General features: G+C 52.4%; 10 protein-coding genes and 2 tRNA genes. 4 read left to right on the plus strand and 8 right to left on the minus strand.

The features are described from left to right. Positions 1–947 (minus strand): IS4 family transposase (locus tag ACF8D4_RS18195; protein WP_392468911.1); only part of this gene is annotated, 947 nt, incomplete at its 3' end. A 101-nt stretch (positions 948–1,048) separates the two neighbouring features. Beyond that, a complete protein-coding gene (locus tag ACF8D4_RS18200; RefSeq protein WP_028781271.1) occupies positions 1,049–1,930 on the minus strand; it encodes a LysR family transcriptional regulator in 882 nt (293 codons plus the stop codon). A gap of 148 nt (positions 1,931–2,078) precedes the next feature. Between ACF8D4_RS18200 and ACF8D4_RS18205 the strand changes: the two genes are divergently transcribed. Then, on the plus strand, positions 2,079–3,341 hold the full coding sequence (locus ACF8D4_RS18205; protein ID WP_342179564.1) for an MFS transporter: 1,263 nt from the start codon (positions 2,079–2,081) through the stop codon (positions 3,339–3,341). On the opposite strand, the gene ACF8D4_RS18210 is transcribed toward ACF8D4_RS18205, so the two are convergent. The 6 genes from ACF8D4_RS18210 to ACF8D4_RS18235 all read right to left on the minus strand — a co-directional run bounded on the left by ACF8D4_RS18210 (position 3,320) and on the right by ACF8D4_RS18235 (position 10,157). Next, a complete protein-coding gene (locus tag ACF8D4_RS18210) occupies positions 3,320–4,687 on the minus strand; it encodes a sigma-54-dependent transcriptional regulator (RefSeq protein WP_392466532.1) in 1,368 nt (455 codons plus the stop codon). The two genes, ACF8D4_RS18205 and ACF8D4_RS18210, sit on opposite strands and share 22 nt — an antisense overlap. Continuing rightward, positions 4,684–6,480: an ATP-binding protein gene (locus ACF8D4_RS18215; RefSeq protein WP_144132367.1), complete on the minus strand. Its 1,797-nt coding sequence runs from the start codon at positions 6,478–6,480 to the stop codon at positions 4,684–4,686. Before ACF8D4_RS18215 ends, ACF8D4_RS18210 begins: the two co-directional genes overlap by 4 nt. Before the next feature lie 78 nt (positions 6,481–6,558). Beyond that, a complete protein-coding gene (locus ACF8D4_RS18220; protein ID WP_144132365.1) occupies positions 6,559–7,956 on the minus strand; it encodes a TRAP transporter large permease in 1,398 nt (465 codons plus the stop codon). An 8-nt stretch (positions 7,957–7,964) separates the two neighbouring features. Then, positions 7,965–8,603 (minus strand): TRAP transporter small permease, encoded by a 639-nt coding sequence (locus ACF8D4_RS18225; protein WP_025012078.1) that lies wholly within the window; start codon positions 8,601–8,603, stop codon positions 7,965–7,967. Positions 8,604–8,648: 45 nt separating this feature from the next. Beyond that, positions 8,649–9,668, minus strand: coding sequence for a TRAP transporter substrate-binding protein (locus ACF8D4_RS18230; RefSeq protein WP_025890111.1), 1,020 nt, complete (start codon positions 9,666–9,668; stop codon positions 8,649–8,651). A gap of 261 nt (positions 9,669–9,929) precedes the next feature. Next, entirely contained in the window at positions 9,930–10,157 is a 228-nt protein-coding gene (locus ACF8D4_RS18235; RefSeq protein WP_025890110.1) for a hypothetical protein, read from the minus strand. A gap of 265 nt (positions 10,158–10,422) precedes the next feature. On the opposite strand from ACF8D4_RS18235, the gene gltX reads away from it, so the two are divergent. The 3 genes from gltX to ACF8D4_RS18250 all read left to right on the plus strand — a co-directional run bounded on the left by gltX (position 10,423) and on the right by ACF8D4_RS18250 (position 12,141). Then, the gene (gltX, locus tag ACF8D4_RS18240) at positions 10,423–11,832 is read left to right on the plus strand and encodes a glutamate--tRNA ligase (protein ID WP_045282644.1); all 1,410 of its coding nucleotides are present in this window, start codon (positions 10,423–10,425) and stop codon (positions 11,830–11,832) included. 106 nt (positions 11,833–11,938) lie between these two features. Next, positions 11,939–12,014 (plus strand) — tRNA-Ala (locus tag ACF8D4_RS18245). 51 nt (positions 12,015–12,065) lie between these two features. Further along, positions 12,066–12,141: transfer RNA gene (locus ACF8D4_RS18250), tRNA-Glu, on the plus strand. The last annotated feature ends 38 nt before the right edge of the window (positions 12,142–12,179 follow it).

A 12,179-nucleotide genomic window follows, 5' to 3' on the forward strand; every position in this document is an offset into this window, starting at 1 on the left:
TCCCATCGCTCGTGGTAAAGCGCCGCGACTGCTCCCGCATCGTACTGCTCTCTGGGAAGAGACGTAAATACGGTTTTTGGCTTACCTTGTACCTGATAAGTCACGGCTCTCACTTGCCAGGTTTCAGGTAGGTTAGGATTTTTCTTGCGTGCTTGTGGAGAGACTTTCATTTCGACTCGCATGTCGTCACTCTCTTTATCGTCCAGAAGGGTGTATTTCACCCCTTTCTTCGCCGGTAACAACCAATGTCTGTTAACACCACTATTTTGGAGAGAAAGAAGTAAGCCTACTCCATAAAAACCCTTATCCAATAAGGTCACGGAGTTATCCGGTAAGGCGTCAATAAAGGGCATAGCAAGAGGCATTTCGCCTCGACGATAAGGGCTTATAGCGGCATCGACAATGACATGAGAGCGAACATTCATCATGGTCACCACCCTTAATACTGGATGAGGCATCTGTCTGTCGCTGGATGTATTCCCTGACCCAAAATGGTCTCTTAGCTCCGGTGTGTCAGCGGTTCGAAAAAGCGCGCCATCCACAGCAAAGACCTGCAAACCTTGCCAAGTATCCTCAGGATAACGCTCTACCCCCCACCTGTGGCTGCATTGCCTGAACAACCATTCTGGGGCTGCTTTGCCAAGGCGTTGCCTTGCTTGCGTTAACGCACTTTTTGCTAACAGCTCCTCATTAGCCAACCCCTCGGCACAGACATTCATTCGCCGTGCGACTTCGGCAATCGGTTCATTGCGGAAGAAAGCCATTCCAACAATAAGCCAAAGAACCATATCACTCGGTAAGCGACGTCGACGAATCGTCGCTTTATCGGAAAGTGTTACCGCTTTAGCAATCCATTCGTCAGGAATATGCTCGGAGAAGGTGGTTAACTGAGCGACATCAACAGGACTCTCTTCAAGAAAGTCGGTAAAGCAGTTTTGAATAGACATAAAAAATCGGAAACCTACAAACAGGTTTCCGATTGTCTCTCATCAGAAGGATCGGTCAACCGATCCTTATCTGATCTACGTTGCGGATCCCACCGGCCTTTTTACTTATTGGCCAGCAAAAACTCCACAAAGGCCCGGTCGGCCTGGCTTACCGGGCGCTGTTTCTTCCAGGCAATATGCAGGTCGAGATGTACAGGAGGTGCGAAGGGCAGGGCTATGATGTCATCTCTTTCATTGACCACCATTTCCAACACACTGGTGACGGCAAACCCTTGACTTACAATCTGTTTTATCAGGTTTATCAGGTTGGTTTCAAAGGCGATCCTAGGCTCGAGTTGCAGCTCTCTGGCTCGGCTCAGCATCCATTCACGATGAAAATAACCGGGTTTGAACATCACTAACTCATGGGCGAAAAACTGCTCCAGCGTTACGGCCTCATTTGTGGCCAAGGGGTGTTCAGGGCTTGAAGCTACCACCATCTGCTCTCTAATTAACAGACAGGACTCGAACTCAGGCTTGAGATCCTGGGCCGTGATAATCGCTATATCCACCTCTTCCTGCTCCAGCATCCTCAGGGCATCGCGGGTGCCTCCCTCAAACAGAGACAGCTTCAAATCCGGATACTGATGGCGAAAAGCCATCACCCGTGACGGCAGGTAGAAAGAGCCCAACATACCGGGCACGGCAATTCGCACTTCGCCCTTGGCCAGCTCGGCCATGGCCCGGATATGGGCCTCTGCCTGACTCAGCTGTTTGAGGATCAATACCGCATGTTGATGCAGCGCCAGCCCTTCGGCAGTGAGGCGAATGCCGCTTTCCTGGCGGCTGCCACTGCGGTCGACCAGAGTGACGCCGAGAGATTGCTCCAGTCGCTTGATACTCTGACTGAGGGCGGGTTGGGCCAAATTCAGCTTCTCTGCTGCTCGGGTAAAACTGCCGTACTTAACCAGGTTATCCAGGTGTTTTAGTTGTCGGATGTCCACGTCTCGCCTTACTCTTGCGGATAATCTTGAGGAAGTTTTTCAAGCATAACAAAAATTGATGAAATCGATATTATTTATCTATTATTGTTATGCATTGCCCGGTGCTAACCTTGTTGTGGTGAATCCTTTGCTAATTTAAGAGGTCGGAGTGACTAAGGTCGAAGCCGTTGGCCGGCATGCGCGTGATACCCGTTTGATTTGGGCACTGTGCGTGGCATCAGTGGTGGTTTATATCAATCTGTATTTGATGCAGGGGATGCTGCCCTTGATTGCCGAGCATTTTCAGGTAACGGCAGCCAAGTCGACTCTGGTGCTTTCTGTCACCAGCTTTACGCTGGCGTTTTCCTTGCTTGGCTATGCCATAGTCTCGGACAGGATTGGCCGTCACAAGCCGATAGTTATCAGCCTCTGGGCCCTGGCGCTGTCCAATATCTTGTTGGTATTTGTTAAAGACTTCAATGCGCTGGTGGCGGTGAGGTTGCTTCAGGGGATATTGCTGGCGGCTGTACCGGCCATCGCCATGGCTTATTTCAAGGAGCAACTCAGACCTGAGACCATGCTCAAGGCCGCGGCGGTTTACATTACCGCCAACAGTTTCGGTGGCATTATCGGTCGGCTGTTTGGCGGGCTGATGTCGCAACATCTATTATGGCAGGATGCCATGTGGCTGCTGCTGGCGGTGAGTCTGTTTGGGGTGGCACTGGTCAGCTATTTACTGCCCAATGCCGTCAGCGCCTCCAAGCGAGAACGGCTGCCGAAACAGTGGCGTTTCTGGCGCGGTGGCAGTGAAGACTTACGGGGCTTTGTGCATCACCTCAAGGATAGTCAGATGCGACTGGCTTACCTTATCGGTGGGCTGGCATTTATGATGATGGTCAACCAGTACAGCTTTATTCAGTTGCACTTGATGGCACCGCCTTATGATTGGAGCCGGTTTGAGGCGACGCTGATTTTCCTCTGCTACTCAAGCGGCACACTGGCGTCTTATTACACCGCCAGGTGGATTGCCCGCCATGGGCAGTTGCCTCTGTTCAGAATTTCCTTGCTGCTGATGTTGTGCGGCAGTCTGCTGACTCTGCTGGATACCCAGGTGTGGATCTGCGTAGGCTTTTTGCTCACCTCCTGCGGTTTCTTTATTACCCACAGTTGCTGTAACTCCTTTGTGGCCATGCGCGCCAGCAGCCACAGGGCCAAGGCCACTTCATTATATCTGTGCTGCTATTACCTTGGCGCCGCAATGGGAGGCCCTTTTTTGATGCTGTTCTGGCAGCGAGGCGAGTGGCAGGGCGTGGTGATGGGATCCATGGTTTTGCTGTTTTTGACTTCGCTGGCGGTTTGGCGCCTTGGCTGGCGGCAAAAACAGCCGCTCAGCCAGGAGATGGATACGCCTCAAGGGGCATCGTTGAGGTAATCTTTACGCTCAAGACCATATTTGCGCATCTTGTCGTAGAGGGTCTTGCGCGGTAGCTCCAACTGTTCCATGGTCAGCTTGATGGAGCCCTTGTTGTGCGCCAGGGCTTCTTCAATCAGCAGTCTTTCGAAAAACTCCACCCTTTGAGTCAGTGACATGCCGCTTTGCAGGCTGTCACTGCTGCCTATGGCGCCGGCAAAGGCTGCCTCAGCACCAAGCAGAACATAACGTTCCGCCAGATTTCTCAATTCGCGCACATTGCCGGGCCATTCATGGGTACTGAGACGGGCCTGCTGCTCACCGCCAAGGGCAATCAGCGCCTTGTGGTAGCGGGCCGAAGCGATACGGGCAAAGTGCAGAAACAGCAAGGGAATATCTTCCCGTCGCTCCCTCAGCGGCGGAATGGCCACAGTCACCAGATTGAGACGATAGAAGAGATCTTCGCGAAAGCTGCCCTGGCGGCACAGTTCTTTGAGGTCGACCTTGGTTGCGGCAATCACCCTGATATCCAGTGCTATGGATTTATTGGAGCCCAGACGCTCGACTCTCCTGTCTCCCAGCACACGCAGCAACTTGACCTGCAATGCCATAGGTGTGCTCTCAATTTCATCGAGGAACAGGGTGCCGCCGTTGGCGTACTCAAACTTGCCAATCCGGGTCTTGTCGGCGCCGGTAAAGGCTCCGGCTTCGGCACCGAACAGCTCACTCTCTATAATGTTTTCCGGGATAGCACCACAGTTGATGGCGACAAAGTTGGCGCCGTGTCTGGGGCTGTGATCGTGCAGGTAACGGGCAACCAACTCTTTGCCTGTGCCGGTTTCACCCTCGATCAGGATATCGGCCGGAGTATCCAGCACCTGATGGATGAGATGGCGCATCTGACGGATACCCGGACTGTTGCCGAGGATCCTGGGGCCTGGCAGGCTCTGGGATTCCAGCTCCTGCTTGAGCTTACGGTTCTCCAGCGTCAGGCTGCGCTTGTCCAGTGCCCGCTTGACGACATCCAGAATATGCTCGTTGTTGAAGGGTTTTTCCAGAAAGTCATAGGCGCCCTGTTTAACGGCGCTGACCGCCATGGCGATATCGCCAAAGCCGGTGATCAGTATCACCGGCAGATCGGCATCCAGCTGTTTGATTTGCTGCATGACACTGATGCCATCCATGCCGGGCATGTTGACATCGGTAATGACCACTCCCATCCAGTCGCGGCTGAGGTGGCGCAAGATCTCTTTCGGTTGGGTCGATGCCTTGGCACTGATGCGTTCGAGTTCAAATAACTGGCTCAGCACTGTGCCTATATGGGGTTCGTCGTCCAGGATCAGGACTGTGTATTCTTGTTCGCTCATTGGGTTTCCTCGCCGCGGTACAGAGGCAACAGGATCTGAAATACAGCGCCACCTTCGGCGGCGTTGGCGACGCTGATGGAGCCCTGCATGGATTCGACAATTCGGCGGGAGATGGAGAGTCCCAGACCCAATCCCTGTCGTTGGCTGGTGGTAAAATAGGGTTCGAAAATTTTCTCCATCTGGCTTTCGTTGACGCCGGGGCCGGAATCCTGAATACGGATACAAAGCATCTCTTCTACGCTGATGCTGATGGTCAACAAACGCTCATCGACTCGTTGCATGGCGACTATGGCGTTGCTTATAAGGTTCACCAGTACCTGTTGCAGGCGTATTTTATCGCCGTAGAAGCACCAGGGCTTACCCGGGAGCTGCAGTTCGAGCCGGACCCCCTGCTTGTCGATTTCCGGATGCACTATGGTCAGCGCCTCCTGCACAGTTTCATTGATACTGGTGGGCTTGTCCTGGCCCTGGCTCTTGCGGGTGAAGCTCTTGAACTGGGCAACTATTTCCGCCAAGCGGTCGGTCAGGCTGATGATGGTGACCAGGTTTTCCTGTGCCTTGTCATGCATGCCCCGACCAAGAAAGGTTTGAGTGTTTTGGGCATAACTGCGCAGCGCCGCCAATGGTTGATTGATTTCATGGTTGATGCTGGCAGACAGACTGCCGATGACAGTCAGCTTGGCGGCCTGGATCAGTTCATCCTGGGTTTGTTTCAGTTGGGTGTTGGCATCTTCCAACTCCCGGGTACGTTCTTTGACCCTATGTTCCAGCTGGCTCTGGGCCTGGCGCATGCGTCTTAGGTTACGGCGCCGCTCGAGACTGAACAGCAGCCCCAATGCCAGCAACAGAAAGATACTGGCGGACAGCAACATCACAGGGGGCAGTGAACGATACAAAGGTGCAACAGGTGTCAGCACATGCACATACCAGCCTACCTTGGTCATTTCATTGCGAGTATCCAGATATTGGGCCTGGCCCTGATCGTTTTCTATCCGATATAGTGCCCTGTGGGCGGGTGTTTCCTGCCGGTAGGGCGGATCTATCCTGAGTTCCTGCAGCTTACGGTCGGCATAACGGCGGCTAAGGGTTATCTGCTGTAACCTTTCCGCTGCCAGGGGTTGCAGTGACCTCAGGCGCCAATTGGCAATACTGGCCAGAAAGATGACTTCATCCTCACCGCTGATGGCCAGTTCATACTGGCCCGCCTTGGCCAGCCCCGTCATCTGCTCTTCAATATCGGCAATATCGACCTTGACCACTATGACACCGAGTACTCTACCCTGATCGTAAATCGGGTAGGAGAAATAAAACCCCCTGGTGTTGGACGAGGTGCCGACGGCGTAATAGCTGCCCAGCCTGCCGGCTATGGCTTCTGTGTAGTAGGGACGAAAGGCATAATTCTGACCGATAAACGAATAGGCTTGCTGCCAGTTACTGGCGGCAATAGCATCCCCTTGGCTATTGAGCAGATAGATATCAGAGGCTTCGGTGACATGCTGTATCTCTTCAAAGTACTTGTTGATTTTGCTGATTTCGCTCTTGTCTGCGCTACTCTTGATTACCCGGGCCAGCATGGGGTTGGTGGACAGCACATGGGGAATACTCTCATAGCGAATGAGTGCGCCTTCAATAAAGCTTATGACTTCGCTGAGCTGTTTGTCTGCCAGGGCCTGGTATTGGGTGAATCCCTTATCCAGATGGTACCAGTAGGTCAGTTTGAGGGTAATAAACAGACCCGTCACCAGCATGGTGGTGATAAGCAGGCGCTTTCGGGTCTTGTTGTTGAGCGGCATCTTATTGTCCCGGCGTCATTGCGGAGTAAAGAAATCGGCGAGTCTTAGACTCGCCGATAGCCCTGATGATTTCAAGGATTAAAAGCTCCGCAGCGAATCCAGATACTCAGGCAGGAACAGAGATACTTGAGGAACATAGGTGATCAGAATAAGGAACCCCAATAGCAGCAGCAGCCAAGGCAGGCAGGCATGGATTACCCAACCTATGCTCTTGCCTGTGATCCCCGAGGTCACAAACAGATTAAGCCCCACCGGCGGCGTCAGCATTCCTATCTCCATATTGACCACCATGATGATCCCAAGGTGAATGGGGTCGATCCCCAACTGGGTGGCGATGGGGAAGAGGATGGGCGCCATAATAAGCAAAATGGCTGATGGCTCCATAAAGTTACCTGCGGCCAGCAACAACAGGTTGACTATGATGAGAAAGCCCCAGGCAGGCAGGCCCATGCCGACTATGTTTTCGGCAATCATGTGAGGGATCCGCTCTGTGGTCAATACATGGGCGAACAGCATGGCGTTGCCTATGATAAACAGCAGCATGATGCTGACTTTGGCGCCATCCCTGACGACGGCGCGTATCTCTCTGTCGGCCGGTGTCTTGAGTAACCCCAGTAAGCTGTATCCCAGATTGCGGCCTATGGCTTTGACTATAGGCTCACCAGGATTGCGCCAGGCGACATTTTTCAGTGGCCCGATATCGCGATAGCCGAAGACGGCAATGAAATAGGCATAGATACAGGCGACCGCCGAGGCTTCCGTGGGGCTGGCGACCCCGCCGTAAATGGAACCCAGCACTATGACAATCAGCATCAGGCCACCCAGCGCCTTGGCCGTTGAGATAGAGAGCTTGCGAATGCCGGGGAAGGGCAGGGAAGGTAGTCCCTTGATACGGGCCACTATATAGATGGCCAGCATGATCAGCATCCCCGCCAGTAACCCAGGGATCAGCCCGGCCATAAACATCCGCGCCGCGGACACTTCGGTGGCTGCCGAATAAACCAGCATCACAATCGATGGTGGGATCAGTATTCCCAGGGTACCTGAGGTGGTAATAACCCCGGCGGCAAATTTTTCCGGATATCCGGCGCGGATCATGCCGACGATAACTATGGAGCCGATAGCTGCCACTGTGGCCGGAGAAGAGCCGGAGACGGCGGCAAACAACATACAGGCCATGACCGAGGCCATGGCTAAACCGCCGCGGATATGGCCGACACTGTCCATGGCGAAGTCGATGATCCGCCTGGCGACGCCGCCGGTGGAGAGAAAGGCCGAGGACAGAATAAAGAAAGGGATCGCCAGCAAAGTGTAGTGCTCTGAAGTGGACTCATAGAGTTTCAGGGCCACAGAGGCCAGCGAATCGTTGGAAAACAGTAAAATAGTCAGCATGCTGGAGAAACCCAGTGCAATGGCAATGGGCATGCCGAGCAGCATACAAACAAATAAGACGATAAAGAGGGTAGCTATTGTCATGGCGTTACCTACTCATGCTTGGAGTTGTTTTTGTCTTCGCCGGCTTCGTTTTCGTCTGCCAGGTGCATGCTTTCCTTGGCTTCATCGTGGAAGCTGAATCCTTGTGAGCGGTTGGTCAGAATGGCAAAAAACAGTTCAATGAAACGCCAGGTCAACATGGCAAAACCGATAATCAGAATGCTTTGGGAGATCCACAGTGGTACTGCCGGATCTTCCACATCTATGCGCAAGGTTTCCCAGGCAAAGTCGGGGTCCAGTTTGGCAACCAGGGCATGGGGGAAGTCGATATCTTCCATGGGTATCCCAATCTGATACATCTGGCTGAGATAATCCCAGCTGCCTTTAAGGAACAGGCCGCAATAGATCAAACAGATGACAGCAGCCAGCATAGCGGCGTATTTGCGGCCTGTCCTGGGAAGCTTTTTGACGAAGGCATCGACACCTATATGGGCACCGACTTTAACGCCGTATGACATGCCAAAGAGGACAAACCAACCACAGAGGGTCAAGGTCAGCTCCTGCATCCAGAGAAACCCTGTATTGAAAAAGAAGCGGGCAACGACTTCGACAAAGACAAGTACCGTCATCAGGGTGATCAATAAGTTGAGAAAGCCTTCCTCAAAGTAGCCCAAGGCGCGTGAAATCATATTGCTCTCCGCAGAAATTGCGGGGGCCGGAGCCCCCATACTGACTTACTGGTTGGCGGCCACGGCGGCATCTATCACGTCTTTGCCGATTTGGTCTTCAAATTTGGCCCATACCGGCTTCATTGCATCAACCCAGGCCTGGCGTTGCTCTGGGGTGAGCTCAACTACCAAAGAGCGTTTGGAGTCGATGATCAACTGGCGGTCCTGGTCATTCTTGTCACCGGCAATCTTGTTGCCATAGGCAATGGCTTCATCGAGCGCTTCTTTGATGATTTTCCGCTTATCGCCGGGCAGACTCTTCCAGAACGTGTTGGAGGTCACCACCATGTAGTCGAGCACACCATGGTTACTTTCGGTGATATGGCTCTGCACCTCGAAGAATTTTTTGGAGTAGATATTGGACCAGGTGTTTTCCTGACCATCTATGGCGCGGGTTTGCAACAAGGTGAACACCTCGGAGAAGGGTTTTTTAACTGCAGTTGCATCAACGGCGGCAAACTGGGCCGCCAGCACGTCAGAGGCCATAACCCGGAATTTTTTGCCGCTGGCGTCCTTGGGCAAAAGCAGCGGCTCATTGGCAGAGAACTGCTTCATACCATTGTGCAGATAACCGAGGCCAACAACGCCTTTTCGCTTCATGGAGTTCAGCAGCTTTTGCCCGGCTTCACTCTGCTGGAACTTGTCGACAGCGGCCATGTCTTTGAACAAAAACGGCAGATCGAACAGCTGTAGTTTTTTGGTGTAACGCTCGAACTTGGAAAGTGATGGCGCAACCAACTGCACATCGTTGAGCAGCAGCGCGGCCAGTTCATTGTTGTCTCCGAAGAGTTGTGAATTGGGGAACACACTGACCTGATATTCACCCGGCAGGCGTTCTTCGACCAAGGCCTTGAACTTCAGTGCCATCTGGCCCTTGGGGGTGTTTTCTGCCACAACGTGGGAAAACTTAATCTCTACCGGTTCTGCCAGAACCGAGAAGCTCGCCAATGCGCCGGCCAAAGCCGTCACTTGGGCAAGGGTTTTCAGTGGCTGGGTAAAGAGTTTGGATGGATTGAATGCACTCATGATGTGTCCTTTTTATATGCTCTTGAGTTATTGAAAAATACGTACCCCAAAGTGCGTATCTCCAGCGGGAATACAGCCGACTTTCCCTAAGGTCTGTATTGGGTAAGGCAAGTAGTGCGCCAACTTGATTACTTTTTTGTAACTCATTGGTTGCTAAAGTGTAGTTTATTTGATGTTTGTCACGCCTTTTTGCTGTTTGGGTGAGATCTTGCTCACATTGCTGTCGATTATGGGTGGAAAACCGCCTATTGCGACTTTGATTTACTTGGGGGGATCTATGCGCTTGAGCACGGCGTCACTGGGCAGTAGCTCCAGATGCCCCTGCTCGTCAAAGTACCAGCCGGTAATAAAGCCCTTCTGACGCATAGTCACCAGGTTATGCATCACTTCTCTGGCTTCTTTTTGCGCCGTTTGCTCGTCATAGTCGTTGGTGTGCTTCAAATAGGCCGCAATGCTGGCGAGGGAAGCCGATTGACTGATTCCTGTCATAGCCTCTGTTCCACAAAAAAGATGCTTTCCTGAAGCGTAGTTGAAAATTTAGCCAGCGTGAAAGAAGCGCTAGTATTACAGCCTGGGGCGCTATCCGGGTGTGTCTTACTCAGAATATGGCTCGGCAGGGCAATCCAGAGCCGCAATATCTATCTTGTGACTGTCGGCCAGAGCTCTTTTCCCTTGTAGGGTTAGGCTGCTAGAATATGCGCACTTTTCATTTGCCTGCCTGGCAGGCGTTTATTCTTAAGGTTAGTGTTCAATTATGACCACCAAGACGCGTTTTGCTCCCAGCCCTACCGGCTTTCTTCATGTGGGCGGTGCCCGTACGGCTCTATACTCCTGGTTGCACGCTCGTGCCAATAATGGCGAGTTTGTGCTGCGTATCGAAGATACGGATCTTGAGCGTTCTACTCAGGAGGCGGTTGATGCCATTCTGGAAGGGATGGAATGGTTGGGCCTGAATTGGGACGAAGGTCCTTACTATCAGACCAAACGCTTCGAACGATACAACGAGATCATCGCTCAGATGTTAAAAGAGGGCACGGCTTACAAGTGTTATTGCTCTCGTGAGCGCATTGAAGCTCTGCGTGAAGAGCAGGCCGCCAAGGGTGAACGCCAGAAGTATGATGGCTGCTGCCGTGATGCCGCTCCCCGTGATACAGATGAACCTTATGTAGTGCGTTTCAAAAACCCACAGGAAGGCAGCGTGGTTTTTGATGATCATGTTCGCGGCCGGATTGAAATTGCCAACGAAGAACTGGATGACCTAATCATTGCCCGCAGCGACGGTACTCCTACTTATAACTTCTGTGTGGTGGTTGATGACTGGGATATGGGTATCACTTGCGTGGTTCGCGGTGAAGACCATATCAATAACACCCCAAGACAGATCAACATTCTCAAGGCCCTGGGTGCACCTGTCCCTGAGTATGCCCACGTATCCATGATCCTGGGTGACGATGGTGCCAAGCTTTCCAAGCGTCACGGCGCAGTGAGCGTAATGCAGTATCGTGATGACGGTTATCTGCCGGAAGCATTGCTGAATTACCTGGTGCGTTTGGGCTGGTCTCATGGCGATCAGGAGATCTTCTCTCTGGAGGAGATGAAGCAGTTCTTCAAATTGGACGATATCAACAAGGCGGCTTCGGCATTCAATACCGAAAAGCTGATTTGGTTGAACCAGCACTATATGAAGTCGCTGGATCCAGAATATGTGGCCGGTTTCCTCGAATGGCACATGCGTGATCAGCAGATAGATACCAGTAATGGCCCGGCACTGACTGAAATCGTTACTGCATTGGCAGAGCGTAGCAAGACACTCAAAGAGATGGCTACCTCCAGCCGTTACTTCTATGAAGACTTCGAGGCGTTTGATGAAGCACAGGCCAAGAAGCACTTGCGTGGGGTAGCATTGGAACCCTTGCAACTGGTGCAGCAGAAGTTGGCAGCTTTGCCTGAGTGGACCGTGGAAGCGATTCACAATGCCATTGAGTCAACTGCGGCCGAACTGGAGGTAGGAATGGGTAAAGTCGGCATGCCTTTGCGGGTTGCCGTGACAGGTGCGGGCCAATCTCCTGCTCTGGATTTAACCTTATTTCTCATTGGGAAAGCTCGTTGCGAGCAAAGAATCTCCAAAGCGGTTGAATTTGTAGCAGCCAGAATAAATTCCTAAAAAAGGCGTTGACACATTTGGGTGTGCTGCATAGAATGCGCCTCGCAGTTGAGACACAGGGCAGCAAGTTGCTGGCAGTACACTCAAATGTAATGAGAGATAGCTTGGGGCTATAGCTCAGCTGGGAGAGCGCTTGCATGGCATGCAAGAGGTCGACGGTTCGATCCCGTCTAGCTCCACCAACTTCTCTCAATAAGCTCTTTTTAAGCCGAGTTTAAATGCTTAAGTCCGGGGTCCCCTTCGTCTAGAGGCCTAGGACACCGCCCTTTCACGGCGGTAACAGGGGTTCGAATCCCCTAGGGGATGCCATTTTCGCAGTGTTTTGTAAAACCTGTACTCTTATCACA

Source organism: Shewanella sp. YQ_9 (assembly GCF_043103185.1).
In the GTDB taxonomy this organism is placed as follows: domain Bacteria; phylum Pseudomonadota; class Gammaproteobacteria; order Enterobacterales; family Shewanellaceae; genus Shewanella; species Shewanella algae.